Source organism: Arthrobacter sp. OV608 (genome assembly GCA_900110595.1).
Taxonomy (GTDB): domain Bacteria; phylum Actinomycetota; class Actinomycetes; order Actinomycetales; family Micrococcaceae; genus Arthrobacter.
The window spans coordinates 25,139-40,894 of record FOEZ01000017.1 but is presented as its reverse complement, the minus strand read 5'-3'; the positions used below and the strand labels follow the sequence as shown (position 1 = coordinate 40,894).

The following is a 15,756-nucleotide window of genomic DNA, read 5'->3' as shown; positions in this document are numbered from 1 at the left end:
TTTACCGCAGCCGTGCGTCCACTGGGCCTTTCCGCAGGTCAGGCGCCCGCGGCCTCGCTGAGCTGCAGGCCGCTGCGGTACTCCACCGGTTTCCCGGACATCGGGTCCACAAACCGGATGCCCCGGGCCAGGAGCTGCAGGGGTTTGGTGTAGTCGTCCGGAGCTTTGTCCAGCAGGTCCGGGTAGAAGGCATCGTTGATGATGCCCAGCCCGAGCGAAGCCATGTGCACCCGCAGCTGGTGGGTCTTGCCGGTGTGCGGCTCCAGCCGGTACAGCGCACGGCGGGGGTTATCAACCGGCCCGGCAGCGGCGGTGCCGGTGCCGGGCGCTGCAGGGCCGCCGTCGAACGTTGCCAGCTGCTCAATCCGCGTCTCCGCGTTGGGCTCGCCCTCGATCACTTCGGCGAGCAGGTAGCTGCGCGACTTGGTCATCCGGTTGCGCACCACCACGGGAAATTCGATCCCCGGGTACCCCTCCGCAGGCTCGGCTGCGGACACGCACTCGTATTCCTTCTGGACCTGGCGCTTCTCAAAAAGCACCTGGTACTTGCCCCGGGTGTCCGGGTTGGTGGAGAACAGCAGCACGCCTGCGGTCATACGGTCCAGCCGGTGCATGGGAATCAGGTCCGGAAGAGTCAGCTGGTTGCGCAGCCGCACCAGGGCGGATTCCTGGATGTAGGTCCCGCCGGGAGTGGTGGGCAGGAAGTGCGGCTTGTCCACCACCAGGAGGTGTTCGTCCTGGTGCAGGATGGACAGCTCCACGGGGATGCGGGTCTCCGGCGGCAGGGTCCGGTAGTACCAGATGAAGGTGTGGTCCGTCAGGGGAGTACCCCGGTCCAGGGGAACGCCGCCCTCGCCAACGATCTCGCCGGCGTCGAACCTGTCTTCGATGCCCTGCGGATCGATGTGGCCCCAGCGGTGCATCATGTAGTCCATCGCGGTGTCCCAGGGCCCCTCACCGGGCAGGCGCAGGCGGGTTGCGTTCACGCCTTCGCGTACGGGGAGGGGGGATTGCATCACCGGACAATTCTACGTGGCGCGGCCGAATCATCGATTCAGCAACCGATGATAAAAAAGTTCTTGACAAAAAAAGTTGTCGGTTGGCAGACTTGAAGCATGTTGGACATAGCAGTCATCGAGGACCCCGCAGCGGCGGAAGCTTCCCTGGATCCCGTCCGGACGCGGATCCTGCACGAGCTGTCGCATCCGGGCTCGGCCACGCAGATCGCGGTGAAGGTGGGGCTGCCCCGGCAGAAGGTCAACTACCACCTCAAGGCGCTTGAGCGGCACGGCCTGGTGGAGCTGGTGGAGGAACGGCGCAAAGGCAATGTGACCGAGCGGGTGCTCCAGGCCAGCGCGGCCTCCTACCTGATATCACCGCAAGCCCTGTCCTCGGTATCGCCGGATCCGCACCGGTTTTCGGACCGCTTCTCAGCCTTCTGGCTGCTGGCACTTGCCGGCCGGATGGTCCAGGAGGTGGGCAGGCTGATCGCCGGCGCCGCCGCTGCCCGGCAAAAGCTGGCCACCTTCGCCATCGACGGCGAGATTACCTTCCGGACCGCCGCTGACCGTGCCGCCTTCGCCGAGGAGCTGGGCGTGGCGGTCACGCGCCTGGTGGACAAGTATCACGACGGCGGTGCCGGGGCGTCCGGCGGCAGGCGGCACCGGCTGGTGGTGGCGCTGCACCCGGTCCTCAAGGCAACAACTCTCAAAACAACCAAGGAAACGCCGGAAAGCCCGGAAATCCCTACAGCAAAGGAGCAGGACAATGACTGACAAGCGCGAATTCGAGATCGTCTATGACACCGAACTGCCGGGCACGCCGGAGCGGGTATGGGAGGCCGTGACTGCAGGGACTCCGGCCTGGATGTTCCCCACGGACCAGTGGCCGGACGTCAAAACCGTCGAGGAGTACCCGAGCCATCTCGTGTCCAGGATGGATGGCCCGGACGGCTGGTTCAACCAGCTCGAGCACGTCCTGGAGCCGCTCGAGGGCGGCCGGGCAAGCCTGCACTACGTCCACAGCGGGATCTTCGCGGACAACTGGGACGGGCAGTACGACGGCGCCTCCCGGCACACCGAGTTCTACCTCCACACGTTGGGCCAGTACCTGCAGTATTTTGACGGCCGTCCCGTGATCTTCACCGATATCCAGGCGCCCGCCGCGTCGCAGAACCCGGACGGCTTTGCGCAGCTGCGCCGGGCCCTGGGCGTGGAATCCTCCGCCGCGGGGTCGCAGGTGGAGCTGGAGCTCGACGGCGTGGGCCGGCTGAGCGGCGAAGTGGACTTCTCCAACGAGCATTTCCTGGGGATCCGCACCTCGGACGCGCTCTACCGGTTCTTCGGCCGCAACACCTTTGGTGCGCCGGTGGGAATGACCGTCCACGATTTCAGCGGGGCCGGTGACACCGAAACCACCGCTAAGGCCTGGGGCAACTTCCTGGAGAAGGTGTACGCCTAAAGGGGTTCTGAAGGGGCAGCGGCGGGCCCTGTAGGGCGGCGATCCGCGAACTACAAATCGGTAGGGTGAAATGCCTGGTGCGGTGGATAGATTCCCCGCGTCAGGCATTTTTAGTGCGGCAAGTGGTGGCGCGCGTCAAAAGCGGCGGCGTCAGGCGGCCCAGCCGCGGGCCACTGCGTCCAGGGCCGCCGTGTAGGCGGCGGCCCAGTCGGCGCCGGGTGGGCCAACCTGCGCGAGTTCCAGGCTCACGAGGCCGTGCACCTGGCCCCAGATGGCGAAGGCCACTTCTTCCACAGGTTCAGCCCGCAGGGCGCCCGACGCCTGGGCGGAAGCCACCGCTTCGATCAGCGGGTCCATGGCACCGGCGGAAACTTCCGGGCTGGGCTGGCAATCCACGTACGCGGCCAGTGCCCCGCCGAACATCAGCCGGTAGAGCGCCCGGTGCTCCAGGGCCCACGCCCGGTAGGCAACGCCGAGGCCCTGCAGCCCCGCCGGGGCCGCAGCCACTTGGGAGTCCCGGAAGGACTGGAATCCGTGGTCCACCACGGCGGTGAGGAGCTGGGATTTCCCGCCGAACAGCGAGTAGACGGCGGTGGTGGACGTCCGTGCGGCTGCGGCCACATCGCGCAGCGTCACCTTGGCGGGCCCGTCACGGTCCACCAGTTCAGCGGTGACAGCGAGCAGTTCCTGCCGCAGGGAATCGTTATGAATCACAGGTCTTGCCATAGGTTCCATTGTTTCATAACCTTGTTTCGTAACGTCGTTACAAAACAAGGTTATGAACAAGCCCAAGGAGCCTGCCATGGCGCAGAGTGTTTTTCCAGGTCGGTACACCGCCGATCCAGGCCGGGACTCAGTGACGGTCTTCCTGATCGGTATGCGGGCCAACCGGTGGTGGAAGCTGGGAACAATCGGCAAGGTGGCGGGCGCCATGCCCCGCATGCTCCAGCATCTGGCCGCGGATCCGGCGTCCGGGATGCTGGGTTACCAGCAATGGTTTGGCCGGACCACCATGCTGCTCAGCTACTGGGAAAGCCCGGAACATCTGCGGAAGTTCGCCGCGGACCGGGAGTCCCCGCATCTGGAGCCGTGGCGCCGGTTTATGAAGGAGACGGCCGGCAGCGGCGACGTGGGCGTCTGGCATGAGACCTACCAGGTGCCTGCTGCAGGGATCGAGGTCATCTACAACGGAATGCCCCTTTTTGGGCTGGCCAAGGCCACCGCCCATGTTCCTGTCGGGGCCGGGACCAATACCGCCAAGCAGCGGATGGGCCGGTTCGGTCGGCAGCCGGCACCCGTCAAGCAATAGCCACGGTGGGGGCGCTCTTGAGGCTGCGCCGGAGCTGGGGAGCGGCGTCCAGCCGGTCCTGGGCTGACCGCAGGGCCAGGACCGCCGTTTCCAGCTTCCCAGGCGGAAGCGTGAACGGTACCCGCAGGTAGCGCTCGAAGGCGCCCCCGATCCCGAACCGCGGCCCGGCGGCCAGCCGGATGCCAAAGTCGGGGGCGATCACCGTCAGGGCGGTGCTGATGGGGGCGGGAAGCCTGCACCAGGCAGACAGTCCGCCCGAGGGGTAGAGCGTTTCCCACTCGGGCAGGTGTCCGGCAAGGAGCTCCAGCAGGGCTGCCCGGTTCTCCCGGAGGGCGGCGAGCCGTGCCGGCAATGGTTCGTCCATGGCCCGGACCAGGTGGGCCGCCGCCAGTTGTTCCATCACCGGCCCGCCGAGGTCCAGGGAAGTCCGCGCCGCCGCGAACCTCTGGATCATGTCCCGCGAGGCCCTGATCCATCCCGTGCGCAGGCCGCCCCAGTGCGACTTGCTGAGTGTTCCGATGGTGACCACCGCCGGACTGAAAGCCGCAACGGGCGTGGTGGCTGCGCCGTCGAGATTCAGCTCCCGCAGGGTCTCATCCACTACCAGGGTGGTCCCGGCGGCCGCGGCAGCTTTCACCAGCTGGCGGCGCTGGAGGTCCGGCATCAGCTGGCCGGTGGGGTTGTGGAAATCGGGCACCACATACGCCAGCCTGGGCCGCTGCTGCGCCAGCGCCGCCTGGAGTCCGGGCATGTCCCAGGCAACCGTGGCCCTTCCCTCGCGTTTGCCGGCGACGGGCGCTGCGAAGGCTACCGGAACGGCGCGGCACCCCGCCGCGCGGATGGCATCCAGCGCGTTCGGATAGCTCGGGTGTTCCACCAGCACCCGGTCATGCCGGCCTGCCAGCGCGCGAAGCACTATGTTCAGGGCGTGCTGCGCTCCGGAGGTCACCAGGACCTGGTCCGCGGCAGTAGGGACACCGGCGGCCGTGTAACGTGCTGCCACCGCTTCCCGCAGGGGCAGTAGGCCCATCGCGTCATAGCCGAAGCCCGGGAGCAGGGCGGGCAGCTCTGTCAGCGCTGCCGCGAACGCCCGGTGGACCAGCTCGCCGCTGGCCGGCAAGGATGAATATGCCAGGTCGATCAGTCCCGGCGGTGCTGCCAGGCCGGGTGCGGCGAGTCCCGGCGCCAGTCCGGCGGCAGCAAGTCCGCCTGAATCGGGAGTATTCGGCAGGGGCCCCCTGGACATTGTGGTGCCGGCCGTCGCCGCGCGCGGAATCCTGGTCCGGCTCCTGCTGCCCTGCCCACTGCTGAGGAATCCCTGGTCGCGGAGCAGGCCGTAGGCCGCCGTGACGGTGGTCCGGCTGACGGCCAGGGCTTCGGCGAGGGCGCGCTCGCTGGGCAGCGCCGTATCCAGCGCCACTCGTCCATCCAGCACCAGAAGGCGTACGACGTCGGCCAGCTCGCGGTAGGCGGGCGCGGCGCCGAGGTTCCACGCGCCCAAGAGGCGGGCAAGAGCGGAGGCGGTCAGGGAAGACATCAGGCCAGTATCTCAAACTGGCTATGTATTTCAAGGCCAGTTGCTTGGCAGAGTTGAGGGCATGTTGACCCGCAGACTCCTCCAGCTCTTTATCGGCCTCGCCATGTACGGCATTTCCCTTGCCATGTTCATCCGCGCCGGCCTTGGCCTCGACCCGTGGGACGTCTTCCACCAGGGCGTGGCGGGCAGGACGGGTCTTAGCATCGGGGCGGTGGTCATCATCGTGAGCTTCCTGGTGCTGCTGCTGTGGATTCCACTGCGCCAGTGGCCGGGGTTCGGCACGCTGTGCAACGCGATTCTGGTGGGTGTCTTTGCAGACATCGGGCTCGCGGTGATTCCCGCCTTCTCCCACCTGGGCGGCCAGATCGGTATGCTCGCAGGCGCCGTCCTGCTCAATGCAATCGCCTCCGCCTGCTACATCGGCGCGCGGTTCGGTCCCGGTGCCCGTGACGGCCTGATGACCGGGCTGGCCCGGCGGACGGGCTGGTCGGTGAGGGTGTCCCGCACCTTGATCGAAGTTGTGGTTCTCGCCGCCGGCTGGTTCCTCGGTGGCTCGGTGGGGGTGGGCACTGTTGTGTACGCCCTTGCCATCGGTCCGCTGGTCCAGTTCCTCCTGCCGGTGTTTATGGTTCCCGCGGCTTTGCCCGCGGACGCCGACACACAGGAGCGCAAGCCCGCTGCCGCCGGCGCTGCTTCGACTGCGCAGAGCGGGGCTTAGCCTGACAGCGGCTGGCAGCGCGGGCAGAAATAGATATCCCGTTCTTCCTCGCCGTTGGGTTTGCCGAGGGTGCCGCGCCGCACGGGGGTCCCGCATTTGAGGCAGGGCCGGTGCTCCCGGCCGTAGACCCAGTAGCCCGGCCGCCCCGCCATCCTGCCCACCGGCATCCCTTTGGGATTGAGGATGGTGACGCGCCGGCCGGGACCGAGGTTGACCTCGAGCAGTTGCTTCGCATCGGTCATCAGGGTCCGGACGTCCTCGACGGCGGATACAGGTGACGCCGGATGCACTCCGGACAGGAAACACGTTTCGCAGCGGTAGATGTTGCCTATGCCGGCGAGGTTGCGCTGGTCCAGCAGCGCCACTCCGATGGGGACGTCCGGAGCTGCCCGGACCCGGCGCTCTGCTTCGTCGAGGTCCCAGTCCGGGCCCAGCAGGTCCGGGCCGAGAAAACCGACAATGGAGTCTTCGTCTGCGGTGGCCACCACTTCGACGATCCCCAGCGAGAATCCGACGGCGTCCGCCACCGGGGTGCGCAGCACGCACCTGGCGGTGTAGCCCGGTTTCCGCCACTTGCCGCCGGGCGGGTAGACCTGCCAGGCGCCCTCCATCTTCAGGTGTGAATGGATAGTGAGCTTTTTGTCCTCCGGGCTTACCACCCGCATCAGCAGATGCTTGCCGCGGGGGACTACCTCGGCCACAGTCCAGCCGGCGAGGTTCAGGGTGGCGAAGCGGGGTACCCGGAAGTCAGAACTGATGAGCTTTTGCCCTGCCAGGGCCTGATGCAGCTGGTTGGCGGCACGCCAGACAGAATCCCCCTCAGGCACGGATCCTCAGCCCTTTGGGTGTGGAGTAGGCCCCGGCCGCGCTGAGCGCGGCTGCAACCGGAGTATCCAGGATGTCGTGTCCGTTGACTTTCTCCATTATCAGCTTGTCGACTGCGCCGCGGGTCACCACCCCCACCAGTGCCGCGCCGGCCGCGGCCAGGATGTTCTCGTCGTCGCTGAAGGCGAGCAGGGTTTTGCCGCCCCGTTCCACGTAGAGGACCAGCGCCCCGTCCACCAGCACCACCAGGGCGCCGGCCTTGCGTCCGGGACGGTGGCCGGTTCCGGCTTCGTCATGCTGGGCGGGCCATGGGAGTGCAGCACCGTAGGGGTTGGCAGGATCGGTGGCGGCCAGGGCGAGGGCAACAGGTTCCGGCTTGGCGAGCTGGGTGTCCTCCGAATACGAACGCAGCCGGTCCACGGTTGCGGGAACAGCGAACTGCGCCGCGCCGAGGTGTTCGATGAAGTAGCCGCGGCGGCACCGGCCGGCCTCCTCCAGCCGGGCAAGGACCTTGTACATCAGGCCGAATCCGCCCAGGATCTGTTCCGCCATCACTGAACCGCGGGTCACCACGCCGTAGCGGTCCAGCAGGAGCTCTGCGGTGGCGCGGGCGTGGATGGTGGCGTCCAGTTCGGGCTGCGGAAGGGCTGACCAGCGGCCCGCCGCCATGGGAGGGGTGGCTGTTGCCGTTGAGGACGCGGCATAGCGGCCGCTGCCCAGGCCGGCGGAACCCATTAGCCCGGTGCCGTGTGAACGCCCCAGCCGGCTGAGACGGGGGGCCCGGGCGCGGGGTGCGCGGGCCACCTGCCGATGGGCGGTGTGGCCCCCGGCGATCAGTGCCCGCACCGGTGCGAAGGTGTCGCCGGTGATGCGGCCCGCCCATGCCAGATCCCACAGGGCGGTGACCACTTCCTGGTCGGTCAGGACGGAGTCCATGCCGCCGGCCACGTCTGTCAGCTGCCGGAAGAAGTAGCCGCCGCCGTTATTGCGCAGGTGCTCCAGGAGCCGCAGCTGGGCGTCCCCGGGTTCGTAGTCGATGGCCGGGTTCAGGGTCAGTTCCGCCGAGTCGGCCAGGTGCAGGCTGATCCAGCCGTCGTTGCCCGGCAAGGCTCCTGCCCCGGACCAGAGCACCTCGCCGGCGGCCATGAGCTCGTCGAGCATGGCGGGCTGGTAGTTGGATACCCGGCTGGCCAGGACCAGCGGCTCCCAGGCCGAGGCCGGAACCGGAACCCCGGAGAGCTGGTCGATGGCCGTGACGATGCCGTCCAGTCCCCGCAACGACGGCTGACCGCGGCCTCCGCCCGGGGTCCGGACGTGCTGCCAGGCCGGAAGGAACCGGCCGTAGGCGGACGCGTCCACCGGTTCCACCTCGGCGCGCAATGCTGCCAGGGACCGCCGCCGCAGCTTGCGGAGCACCTCAGCATCACACCACTCGCTGACGGGGGTGCGATTTTGTGCCTCGGGGTGTTGCGTCTCGGGGTGCTGCCCATCAGCGGCTGGTGCATCCAGGGCGGCCGGTACGTCGGGTGCCGCAGATCCACCGCCGTGGGGCCGGAATTCGCCTTCCACCACCCGGCCGTCGGCGGCAAGGCGTTTCAGGGCAGTGCTGACCACGGCCACACCCAGGCCCAATCGGGCTGCCGCTTCGTCCGCCGTAAAAGGTCCGTGCGTCCGGGCGTACCGGGAGACGAGGTCGCCCAAAGGATCCGCCACGGGTTCAATGAACGCGAGCGGAACCCCCATGGGCAGGGGCACGCCGATGGCATCCCGGAGGCGGGCGGCGTCCTCCACCGCGGCGAACCGTTCCACGCCGCCGATGTTCACCTTGATGGCGCGGTTGGCGCGCTGCAGGGCGACCAGGTGGGTGGTGGCTGTTTCCGTGCTGGCGTGGGCTGTGTCGGTTGGGGCAGGCTCGGTTTCGGCAGGCTCAACCACCGCGGCCGGTTCCAGCCGGGCGGCAGCTTCCTCCGGCGCCAGCGGTCCGAGGAGCCGCAGCAGGTCCGCCACACCTTCGAGCCCGCGGGCCCGGCGGTCCGGCGCCAGGCGCTGCAACTCCCGCTCGGTGGCGTCGATAACCTTCGCGTCCAACAACTCCCGCAGTTCGACGCGGCCCAGCAGTTCGTTCAGGAGTGTGGAGTCCAGGGCCAGTGCCGCAGCCCGCCGCTCCGCGAGCGGCGAATCGCCCTCGTACAGGAACTGGGCAACGTATCCGAACAGGAGTGACTTTGCGAACGGTGACGGCTGGGTGGTGGTGGTCTGCACGATCCGCAGCTCGCGCCGCTCCACGGACGCCGCGATGTCTTTGAGCGCGGGAAGATCGTAGACATCCTGCAGGCATTCCCGCACCGTTTCCAGGACGATGGGGAAGGTAGGGTACTTCCGGGCCACATCCAGCAGCTGGGCGGACCGCTGCCGCTGCTGCCACAGCGGTTGCCGCTTGCCGGGAGTCTGCCGCGGCAGTAACAGGGCCCGCGCAGCACATTCACGGAAGCGCGAAGCGAAAAGTGCGCTGCCGCCAACTTCCGCGGTGACGATCTGTTCCAGTTCCTCGGGATCGAACAGGAACAGCTCGGCGCCGGGCGGCTCGTCCTCCATCATGGGCACCCGCAGCACGATCCCGTCGTCGGCTGCCATGGCCGAGCCGTCCAGGCCATATCGCTGGTGCAGCCGCTGGCCCACCGCCAGCGCCCACGGCGCATGGACGGGCATGCCGAAGGGACTGTGCAGGATCACCCGCCAGTCGCCCAGTTCGTCGTGGAACCGCTCCACCACCAGGGTGGTGTCGTTGGGGACCACGTCCGTGGCCTGTTTCTGTTCGCCCAAGTACTGGATGAGGTTGTTGGCGGCGAAGTCGTCCAGGCCGCTGGCCTTGCAGCGTTCGGTGGCGGGCCCGACGTCGGACGCTGACAGTTCGCGGACGAAGGCGCCCAGGGCGCGGCCGAGGTCCACGGGGCGGCCGAGGGAGTCGCCCTTCCAGAAGGGCAGCTTTCCGGGCTGGCCGAACGCGGGGGAGACCAGGACGCGGTCGTGCGTGATGTCCTCGATTTTCCAGCTGGTGGCACCGAGCGCGAAGATGTCGCCAACGCGGGATTCGTACACCATCTCCTCATCCAGTTCCCCTACCCGCCGGCCGCCTTTGGGCGCAGGGGCGGGTTTGCCGTCCGTTGAGGGGGAGGCTGTTCCCTCCACCTCGGTGCCGATGATGTAGACGCCGAAGAGGCCGCGGTCCGGGATGGTGCCGCCGGACGTGACCGCCAGGCGCTGGGCCCCTGGCCTGCCTTCGATGGTGCCGGCGTTGCGGTCCCAGATGATCCTCGGGCGCAGCTCGGCAAACTCATCGGACGGGTAGCGGCCGGCCAGCAGGTCCAGTGTTGCTTCGAACGCGGACCTCGGAAGGGACGCAAAGGGGGCTGACCGGCGGACGGTGGCAAACCATTCTTCAACGTCGATGCTGCCCAGCGCCGTGGCGGCCACGGTTTGTTGGGCAAGGATGTCCAGGGGGTTGGCGGGGATGCTGAGGCGCTCGATCTTTCCGCTCAGCATCCGTTCCACGGTGATGGCCGTATGCACCAAGTCTGCCCGGTGTTTCGGGAAGAGGACGCCTTGGGAAACCTCGCCCACCTGGTGGCCGGCCCGGCCCACCCGCTGCAGTCCGCTGGCCACGGAAGGCGGCGATTCCACCTGCACCACCAGGTCCACGGCACCCATGTCGATGCCCAGTTCCAGGGATGACGTGGCCACCACGCAGCGCAGCCGGCCGGACTTGAGGTCGTCCTCGATCAGCGCCCGCTGGTCCTTGGAGACGGAACCATGGTGGGCGCGCGCCAGTACGGGGTCCGCCCCGGCCGAGCTTCCTGCCTGCGCCATCATGAGCGCCGGTGCGGCCGTGGACGCGGGAACGCCGGCCTGCTGTGGCTCGGGATCGTCCCAGCCGCCCCCGGCCGATACCAGTTGCCGTTCTGCGTAGATCTCGTTGAGCCGTGCCGTGAGCCGTTCCGACAGGCGGCGGGAGTTGGCAAAAACGATGGTGGACTGGTTGGCCAGCACCAGGTCGACAATTTTTTCCTCCACATGCGGCCAGATGGACGCCTGCGGCTGCAGTCCGGACGCGGGGCCGGAATCGAAGGCGCCGGCGGCACCCTGGAGGTCGGACATGTCCTCGACAGGGACGGAAACGGTGAGGTCCCAGTTCTTCTTCGCCGGCGGGGCAACGATTTCCACCGGTGCGGTCCCGGCCAGGAACTGGGCCACCAGTTCCCGCGGCTCAACAGTGGCGGAGAGCCCGATCCGCTGTGCCGGTTTGGGCAACAGGGCATCCAGCCGTTCCAGTGAGACGGCCAGGTGCGCGCCGCGCTTGGTTCCGGCCACGGCGTGGACCTCATCGATGATGATGGTGTCCACTTCGGTGAGGGTTTCGCGGGCCCGCGACGTGAGCATCAGGAACAGCGATTCCGGCGTGGTGATCAGGATGTCCGGCGGGTTACTCAGCAACGCGCGCCGGTCCGCCGTGGTGGTGTCGCCGGAACGGACGCCCACGGTGATCAGCGGGGCGGGCAGTCCGAGCCGCTTGGCGGTCTGGGTGATGCCGATGAGCGGCGAACGAAGGTTCCGCTCAACGTCCACGCCGAGTGCTTTCAAGGGTGAGATGTACAGGACACGGGTCTTGCGTTTTGGCGCCCGGGGACGCCGTCCCTTTGCCGGTGCCTCGGGTGCCGGTACGGGGCTTTCCGGCACAGCGGAACCAGACACCAGGAGCCGGTCCAGAGCCCAGAGGAACGCGGCCAGGGTTTTGCCGGAGCCAGTGGGCGCGACTACCAGCGCATGCGAGCCGGAGGAGATGGCCTGCCACGCACCGTCCTGGGCAGGGGTTGGCTCCGAAAAGGCGCCAAGGAACCACTCCCGGGTGGGCCTGCTGAACTGCGCCATGGGCGTACCGGAGGCTGAGGCGCCGCCCGGCCTGGAGCCCTGTTCCTGCTGCATGCTCCCATCATGCCCTAACCCACTGACAGCCCACCCGGCTTCTGCCCTGCCCGGATCATGCGGCTGTCCCTGAGGTGCGCGGCTGCTCAAGCCTTCCCTGCAGGGGGAAGGTTCCGGGTGGCCGGGCCCTCCAGGAGCTCTCCCTCATTGCTGAAGCGGGAGCCGTGGAGCGGGCAGTCCCACGTCCGTTCGCTGTCGTTCCAGTGCACAATGCCGCCCAGGTGGGTGCAGACAGCGGACAGCTTGCAGGTGGTTCCGTCCACGGTGGAGACGGCAACCGGGCGGGTGCCCTCACGGTACACCTGCCCTTGGCCCTCGTCCGGGACCACCGGGGCGGGAGCCGGGGGCAGCTGGTCCTTGTCCTTTTTGAGGACCTTCCCACCTTCCGTTTTCAGTCCTTCGGCGGCAAGCTGCCCCCAGCCGGAGGCCAGCTTGGCTGCCACCCCGGCGTTGAGGGAAACCGCCGAGAGTGCTCCGGACGGTGACGTGATCCGGTGGTGGATGGTGTTGGCCCACGGCACATGCCCGCCGAGGATGTCGGCAGCAATCCCCAAAGATGCCGCCACGGCGTTGGTCATGCCCCACTTGTTGTAGCCGGTGCCGAAGTACACGTGGCCTTTGCCCCGCGGCAGTTTGCCAAAGAAAGGCATCAGGTTCACGGCCATGTAGTCCTGCGCCGACCACGTGTGCGTCACCTGCGAGCCGGGATGCTGCTGCGCGGCCCAGTCCAGGAGGCTCCCGAGGTGGTGTTTTTCCGATCTCGCCCGCCCTACGTGGTGCCCGTGCCCGCCCACCAGCAGCAGCCTGCGGCCGTCCCTCTCGTAGTCCCGCAACGAGTGGGTTGGCTGTTCCACCGAGATGTACATTCCCGGGGGCGGCGCCTGGTCCTCCTGCAGCTGCACTGCTGCCGCGTAGGAGCGGCTGGGCTTGAGCTTGGCGAAGTACAGCCCGCGGTCCAGCACGGGAATCCCGTGGCCAGCACCACTTCGTTGGCCGTGACGGTCCCATGGTCGGTGTGGACGGTGGCCGGGCGGCCGCCAGTGACGTCCTGCAGCCGGACGCCGCCCACCACTGACCCGCCGCGGCCGCGGATGTCCGCCACCAGCGCGTCCAGCACGTCGACGGGGTGGATCTGCGCCTGGTCCGCGAGGCGGATGGCGCCGTGCACCGGGAACGGCAGGCCGGCGTCGCGCACGTATTCCATGTCCAGGCCCGCTGTCGTGGCGGCGCTGACTTCCTCGCGGAGTTTTTCCGTCCCCTGCGCGGACGCCGCGTAAGTGTAGGCATCCCGGATCTGGTAGGGGACGTTCTGCTCATCGAGGTACCGCAGGAGCCAGGCCTGGCCCTCCCGGTTGCCGTCCACGTACGCCTGCACCTGCTTTTGCGAGTACTGGCGGGACAGTTGGGACAGGAAAGTGCCCTGCAGCAGGGTGACCTTGGCCGTGGTGTTCCCGGTAGTCACGGCACCGGGAAACCGTGCTTCCAACACCAGGACGTTCTGCCCGGAACGAGCCAGCAGGAGGGCGGTCACAAGGCCGGTCAGTCCGGCCCCTGCCACCACGGTGTCGTAACTGCTTCCCGGCTCGAACGGATCCGATGCGAATGCATCCCGGCCGTCCAACCAAATCGACGTCATCCCTGTTCAGCCTGCCTTTGGTCCGGGCCCTGGCGGGCCTTTTGTGATGGGTCTGTTACCGGCCCTGATCTATCCGTGGCGTAGGTGATAAGTATACTTATGATGTCGGTGTTTAAGTCTATGGTCAGGCGCAACCCGGCAGCCATGATGTAAACGGAAACGACAAAACAGCAGGAGTGATCATGACAAGTATGAGTTCGAACGGTCGCACCGTGGGCCGTACTAATATCCAGAAAGCGACCCTTGCGGTGGGCGCAGTGTTCCTCCTGGTGGGCATCCTGGGGTTCATCCCGGGCATCACCAGCAACTACGAATCCCTGGGTTTCGCCGGCCATGACTCTGAAGCCCTGCTGCTGGGCATTTTCCAGGTGTCGATTCTTCATAACATCGTCCACCTGCTGTTTGGGGTCGCCGGGATCGCCTTGGCCCGGAATGCTGCACAGTCGAGGAACTACCTGATCGTTGGTGGCGCCATCTACCTGGTTCTCTGGCTTTACGGCCTGCTGATCGGACATGACACGCCGGCGAACTTCGTCCCGCTGAACACCGCCGACAACTGGCTGCACTTTGTCCTGGGCGTCGGCATGATCGGGCTGGGCGTGGCGCTGTCCCGCGGCACCGCGCGTGCCGGCCGAACCACCACGGCCCACTAGGCAGACCTCCACTAGGAAGACCTCCACTAGGAAGACCCGCGAACCAAACCAGGCTGAAGGCGGTCCGGCACATGCCGGACCGCCTTCAGTTCTCTGTGCTGAGGGCTCTTGCCTTTTGTTTCGGGGACCTAAGCCGGCTGGAACGCTCCGATGGTGAGCAGCGTAATCTCCGCGTTGCTGCAGGCCCTGGTGGGCTGGGGCAGGAAGAGCGACGCCGTATCTTCCGGCGGATAGATCCGGTAGCCGGCGGCGTCCACCATGGCGCAATCGGGATAGTTGCCGGCCTGGGTGTAGCGCAGGACGGCCGAGCCTGTCTGGCCGGGTGCCACCAGGACGTCGGTGGGTGCGGTGGCTTCGTCGCGGATGGCCGGCGCACCGATGGGGGCGCCTGCTGCGTCGGCGGTCAGGGATACGCCGGCAAAACCCCGGAGCAGGCAGGGTTCGGAACCGGTGTTGGTGAGGTTGAGCTTCATGTAGACGCTGCCCGCAGCCCCGCCGCCGGACGCGTCCGTGGCTGCAGAGAGCCCGGCGGCCTTGCAGAGCGCCGGTCCTGCGGGGGGAGCGGTAGCCGGAGCGGTTGTGGACGGCGGGTCCGACGGCGTCCCGGACGGGGTGGGCGACGCGGATGTCGCGCCGGGGCTGGCAGAGCTGGTGCCCGGAGTGGGGGTCGTTGATGATTGCGGCTGGCTGGGGCCGCACCCGCTGAGCAGCAGTGCGGCGGCCGCTGCCGCCGTCGTGATGGCAAGCCCGTGTGAAATTCGCTGAGACCTCATGGCACCACCTTCGCGGCAGTGGTGGGCCGCGTCAACGATGCGGCGAGGTGGCGCGGCAATTTGATGCCCGGATCGTGATGATCCGGGCACCAACGCCCTTGCCTTACTTGGCGGCCGGGTCGGCGGAGGTCTTGCTCCTGGCGCCGCTGCGGAAGAATGCAACGCCGCCGAGAACCAGGCCGCCGATGCCCGCGGCCAGGCCCGCCCAGCTCCGGGCATCGGCCCCGCTGTCCGTCACCAGGGCTTCCGCGGTGGAGGCGGCGCTGGAGTGCGAATCCGAGGCAGTGGCGGCTTCGCTGTGTCCTGCGCCCGCTGCCGGGGTGACCGTAATCGAGGGCGCCGGCGCCTTCAGGGCGTGCGGGTCCTGGCCGTCTTTCGCGATCTCCGACCAGTCCGTCTGCCCGGTTTCGCAGCTTTGGAGGGTGGGGAAGTACAGCGTGCTGCCGGCAGCGTCAGGGAGCTTCACGGAGAGCACCAGGGCATCCCGGAGCTCGTGGGCCAGGGGCGCTTTGGCGGTGTAGACAATCTGGCTGGTCCGCTTGGTAATGGAGGTGCCGTCGGGCAGCTTCTTCGGCTCGGCGAGTTGTTCGGTGACCTTTTCCACGGTCCAGTTGGGATTGACCGTGGGCTGGGCATCGTTGAGTTCCTGCGGCAGCGTGATGGCCACCTTGGTGGTGCTTGAGGTGTCGCAGCCGTGCGGGATTCCGAAGGTGAGCAGGGCGTACGAGTTGGCATCGGTCTTGTCCGGCGTCACGCCGACGTGGGCCGAGGCACCGCCAGCTACGGCGAGCAGCAGGGCTGCAGCGCCTCCGGTGGCGGCGGCTGTCTGCAAGGTGCGGCGAAGTGCTGAGGTGTTCATGGTGTT

Annotated in this window: 12 protein-coding genes and 1 pseudogene; 5 read left to right on the top strand and 8 right to left on the bottom strand. The window is 67.7% G+C overall.

Annotated elements, in window-relative coordinates; all coding sequences use genetic code 11:
* Positions 1-38 precede the first annotated feature (38 nt).
* A complete protein-coding gene (locus tag BMX78_RS18125) occupies positions 39-1,016 on the bottom strand; it encodes an RluA family pseudouridine synthase (protein WP_091422386.1) in 978 nt (325 codons plus the stop codon).
* A 99-nt stretch (positions 1,017-1,115) separates the two neighbouring features.
* Between BMX78_RS18125 and BMX78_RS18120 the strand changes: the two genes are divergently transcribed.
* Positions 1,116-1,775: a winged helix-turn-helix domain-containing protein gene (locus BMX78_RS18120; RefSeq protein ID WP_091422384.1), complete on the top strand. Its 660-nt coding sequence runs from the start codon at positions 1,116-1,118 to the stop codon at positions 1,773-1,775.
* On the top strand, positions 1,768-2,460 hold the full coding sequence (locus tag BMX78_RS18115) for an SRPBCC family protein (RefSeq protein ID WP_091422381.1): 693 nt from the start codon (positions 1,768-1,770) through the stop codon (positions 2,458-2,460). The genes BMX78_RS18120 and BMX78_RS18115 overlap by 8 nt, the downstream gene beginning before the upstream one ends.
* Before the next feature lie 150 nt (positions 2,461-2,610).
* On the opposite strand, the gene BMX78_RS18110 is transcribed toward BMX78_RS18115, so the two are convergent.
* The gene (locus BMX78_RS18110; RefSeq protein ID WP_286139124.1) at positions 2,611-3,186 is read right to left on the bottom strand and encodes a TetR-like C-terminal domain-containing protein; all 576 of its coding nucleotides are present in this window, start codon (positions 3,184-3,186) and stop codon (positions 2,611-2,613) included.
* 76 nt (positions 3,187-3,262) lie between these two features.
* On the opposite strand from BMX78_RS18110, the gene BMX78_RS18105 reads away from it, so the two are divergent.
* Positions 3,263-3,769, top strand: a complete 507-nt coding sequence (locus BMX78_RS18105; protein ID WP_091422378.1) for a DUF4188 domain-containing protein — start codon at positions 3,263-3,265, stop codon at positions 3,767-3,769.
* Here the strand turns inward: BMX78_RS18105 and yczR are convergent.
* A complete protein-coding gene (gene yczR, locus BMX78_RS18100; protein ID WP_502686309.1) occupies positions 3,759-5,306 on the bottom strand; it encodes a MocR-like transcription factor YczR in 1,548 nt (515 codons plus the stop codon). The two genes, BMX78_RS18105 and yczR, sit on opposite strands and share 11 nt — an antisense overlap.
* Before the next feature lie 61 nt (positions 5,307-5,367).
* Between yczR and yczE the strand changes: the two genes are divergently transcribed.
* On the top strand, positions 5,368-6,024 hold the full coding sequence (gene yczE / locus BMX78_RS18095) for a membrane protein YczE (RefSeq protein WP_091422373.1): 657 nt from the start codon (positions 5,368-5,370) through the stop codon (positions 6,022-6,024).
* On the opposite strand, the gene BMX78_RS18090 is transcribed toward yczE, so the two are convergent.
* The 3 genes and pseudogenes from BMX78_RS18090 to BMX78_RS18080 form a co-directional block, all read right to left on the bottom strand.
* Entirely contained in the window at positions 6,021-6,851 is an 831-nt protein-coding gene (locus tag BMX78_RS18090) for an Fpg/Nei family DNA glycosylase (protein ID WP_091422371.1), read from the bottom strand. The genes yczE and BMX78_RS18090 overlap by 4 nt on opposite strands.
* Entirely contained in the window at positions 6,844-11,829 is a 4,986-nt protein-coding gene (locus BMX78_RS18085; RefSeq protein ID WP_091422368.1) for an ATP-dependent helicase, read from the bottom strand. Before BMX78_RS18085 ends, BMX78_RS18090 begins: the two co-directional genes overlap by 8 nt.
* 86 nt (positions 11,830-11,915) lie before the next feature.
* Positions 11,916-13,465: pseudogene (locus BMX78_RS18080) on the bottom strand (FAD-dependent oxidoreductase).
* 182 nt (positions 13,466-13,647) lie between these two features.
* Between BMX78_RS18080 and BMX78_RS18075 the strand changes: the two are divergent.
* The gene (locus tag BMX78_RS18075; RefSeq protein ID WP_502686308.1) at positions 13,648-14,118 is read left to right on the top strand and encodes a DUF4383 domain-containing protein; all 471 of its coding nucleotides are present in this window, start codon (positions 13,648-13,650) and stop codon (positions 14,116-14,118) included.
* Positions 14,119-14,246: 128 nt separating this feature from the next.
* On the opposite strand, the gene BMX78_RS18070 is transcribed toward BMX78_RS18075, so the two are convergent.
* Complete coding sequence (locus BMX78_RS18070; protein WP_091422367.1) at positions 14,247-14,891, bottom strand: DUF4232 domain-containing protein; 645 nt, start codon at positions 14,889-14,891, stop codon at positions 14,247-14,249.
* Positions 14,892-14,994: 103 nt separating this feature from the next.
* Complete coding sequence (locus BMX78_RS18065; protein WP_091422363.1) at positions 14,995-15,750, bottom strand: YcnI family copper-binding membrane protein; 756 nt, start codon at positions 15,748-15,750, stop codon at positions 14,995-14,997.
* Positions 15,751-15,756: the final 6 nt, after the last annotated feature.

Coding starts and splice junctions, on each gene's coding strand:
- BMX78_RS18125 (WP_091422386.1), bottom strand. CDS start 1,016: ATGCAATCCCCCCTCCCCGTACGCGAAGGCGTGAACGCAACCCGCCTG.
- BMX78_RS18120 (WP_091422384.1), top strand. CDS start 1,116: ATGTTGGACATAGCAGTCATCGAGGACCCCGCAGCGGCGGAAGCTTCC.
- BMX78_RS18115 (WP_091422381.1), top strand. CDS start 1,768: ATGACTGACAAGCGCGAATTCGAGATCGTCTATGACACCGAACTGCCG.
- BMX78_RS18110 (WP_286139124.1), bottom strand. CDS start 3,186: ATGGCAAGACCTGTGATTCATAACGATTCCCTGCGGCAGGAACTGCTC.
- BMX78_RS18105 (WP_091422378.1), top strand. CDS start 3,263: ATGGCGCAGAGTGTTTTTCCAGGTCGGTACACCGCCGATCCAGGCCGG.
- yczR (WP_502686309.1), bottom strand. CDS start 5,306: ATGTCTTCCCTGACCGCCTCCGCTCTTGCCCGCCTCTTGGGCGCGTGG.
- yczE (WP_091422373.1), top strand. CDS start 5,368: ATGTTGACCCGCAGACTCCTCCAGCTCTTTATCGGCCTCGCCATGTAC.
- BMX78_RS18085 (WP_091422368.1), bottom strand. CDS start 11,829: ATGCAGCAGGAACAGGGCTCCAGGCCGGGCGGCGCCTCAGCCTCCGGT.
- BMX78_RS18075 (WP_502686308.1), top strand. CDS start 13,648: ATGACAAGTATGAGTTCGAACGGTCGCACCGTGGGCCGTACTAATATC.
- BMX78_RS18070 (WP_091422367.1), bottom strand. CDS start 14,891: ATGAGGTCTCAGCGAATTTCACACGGGCTTGCCATCACGACGGCGGCA.
- BMX78_RS18065 (WP_091422363.1), bottom strand. CDS start 15,750: ATGAACACCTCAGCACTTCGCCGCACCTTGCAGACAGCCGCCGCCACC.